Origin of the sequence: Pararhizobium sp., from assembly GCF_035497515.1 — a bacterium.
GTDB lineage: Bacteria > Pseudomonadota > Alphaproteobacteria > Rhizobiales > Rhizobiaceae > Pararhizobium.
In genome coordinates this window covers 1-2,123 of sequence record NZ_DATJDJ010000214.1, presented here as the reverse complement: position 1 = coordinate 2,123, position 2,123 = coordinate 1, and the positions used below count along the sequence as shown (strand labels likewise).

Genomic DNA, 2,123 nt, shown 5'->3' with positions numbered 1-2,123 from the left:
GACATCGTGTTTGACGAATCGGCAGGCTTCCGTGGCACCTTTCTGACCTATCTACGATCGGGAAAATCTCCGACCGCGCTGTTCTGCGCCCATGACGGCATCGCAATCACCGTCGTTTCCGAACTGCTGCGCCTCGGCGTTCGTGTGCCGGAAGAAATCTCGGTGGTCGGCTTCAACGATTTTGCGTCCGCACTCCATGTCTCGCCGCGACTGACGACAGTTCGAACCCCCCAGGTCGAAATGGGCGCCGCCATGGTTCGTTGTATCAGCGAACGGCTGACCAGCGCCGACGCACGCAAGCGTCCGCCGGTCAGACTGGCACTGGTGTCGGAAATCATCGAACGGGAATCCACGGCCCGTGCCGGCTCAACAGATTGGCGCACGAGGATGCTGGCCGCGACCAGCTGACCATAGTCGAAATTCGGCCGCCTTACCTTTTCACTCCACGATCGCAGGCGGAAATAGCGCAGGTGCGCGGGCGCGCCTGCGCGCTTGACAAGCAGAGCATCAACTGCAATTCTTATGGGAATATCTGCAATTCACATTTGAATTGTTATTCCGCAGCATTCGCAGGGCTCTCGGACTTGGTCAGTGAGAGGCGCCCACATAACAACAAGTTGATATTACCGCAATTTTGTTGCGCTTATTGTTGACTTGAAAACCGCGTGGAGATTATGGTCGCACACAGACAGGGGGAGGAAGCCTTGTCTGCAATCGTTGTTCGGAGGCTGGCGCGCGGCACGGCGCCGCGAACGGCTTTCAATCGGGAGGAGTTTCAGATGATGAGCAGATATCGTGCGCTCTTGGGCGCCAGCATGTTGGCCATGGTCGCCATCCAGCCGGCGGGAGCGGCCGAAAAGGCCGAGGTGCTTCATTGGTGGACGACACAGTCGCAATCGAAGGCCGTAAAAGTCTTTGCGGACGCCTTCTCGGCCGCCGGCGGTGAGTGGGTCGATAACGCCATCGTTAACGGCGACGTCGCGAAGCCGACCGGCATCAACCGTATCGTTGGAGGCAATCCTCCGACCGTGATGATGATGAATGCGGGCAAGCAGTTTGGCGAGCTCGCCGATCAGGGCCTCTTGCGCAACCTCGACGATGTCGCCGCCGCGGAAGGCTGGCAGGCGTCTCTTCCTGCAGACGTTCTGGCTGCCGTCAGCCGCGACGGCCACATCTATGCCGTCCCGGTCAACCTGCAGACCCCCAACTGGCTGTGGTACAACAAGGCGCTGTTTAAGAAGTTTGGCGTGGAGGAGCCGAAGACCTGGGAGGACTTCTTCGCTGTCGCCGACAAGTTCCAGCAGGGTGGCGTCATCCCCCTGGCTTTCGGGGCGCAGGCCTGGCAACAGCACCAGCTCTTCAATGGCGTTCTCGCCGGCGCCGGCGGCAGGGACCTGTATATGTCGGTCTTCCGCGACAAGAACCCGGAAGCCGTCAAGGGGGCCGAATTCAAGCGCGTGGCGGAGGTATATGCCAAGCTGCGCAGCTATACGGATCCCGGCTCGCCGAACCGCTCCTTCAACGAGGCCGCCTCGATGGTGATTACCGGCAAGGCCGCCATGCATATCATGGGTGACTGGGAGAAAGGCGAATTCACATCCGCCGGTTGGATCGCGGGAAAGGACTACGGTTGTGTGCTCGGTCTTGGCGAGCAAAACTTCCTGATGGATTCCAACGTCTTCATCATGCCTGAAACCAGGTCCGAAAGCGGAGCCAGGGCGCAGGACATGATGGCCAGGGTGATGCTGGACAAAGATGTCCAGGTGGAATTCAACAATCTCAAGGGATCCATACCGGTCCGCAACGATGTCGACACGTCCGGCCTCGATGCCTGCTCCAAGATCGGGCTTGAAGCCCTGAAAGATCCCGGCAAGCAATTGGCCGGGCCGGACTGGCTCGCGGGTGCAGACATGCTGAATTCGCTGGCCGACGTGGTCGTGGAATATTGGGCGACACCATCCGAAACACCCGAGCAGTTCGCGGAAAAATATGCGGCCGTGCTCGCGGAATTCCAGGAATAACAACCTCCCAGACGGCCAACTCGGGCGGCAGGCGACTGCCGCTCTTTTTTCCAGACAGGCACCGGAAAGTCTCGATGAAACAGGGTTCCATTCGCTGGAGTG

2 protein-coding genes are annotated in these 2,123 nt (G+C 59.5%); both read left to right on the top strand.

All coding sequences use genetic code 11. The features are described from left to right. A partial coding sequence (locus VL202_RS22625; RefSeq protein WP_325466312.1) for a substrate-binding domain-containing protein occupies positions 1 to 408 on the top strand: 408 nt, incomplete at its 5' end. Positions 409 to 782: 374 nt separating this feature from the next. After that, the gene (locus VL202_RS22620) at positions 783 to 2,021 is read left to right on the top strand and encodes an ABC transporter substrate-binding protein (RefSeq protein WP_325466311.1); all 1,239 of its coding nucleotides are present in this window, start codon (positions 783 to 785) and stop codon (positions 2,019 to 2,021) included. Positions 2,022 to 2,123 lie beyond the last annotated feature (102 nt).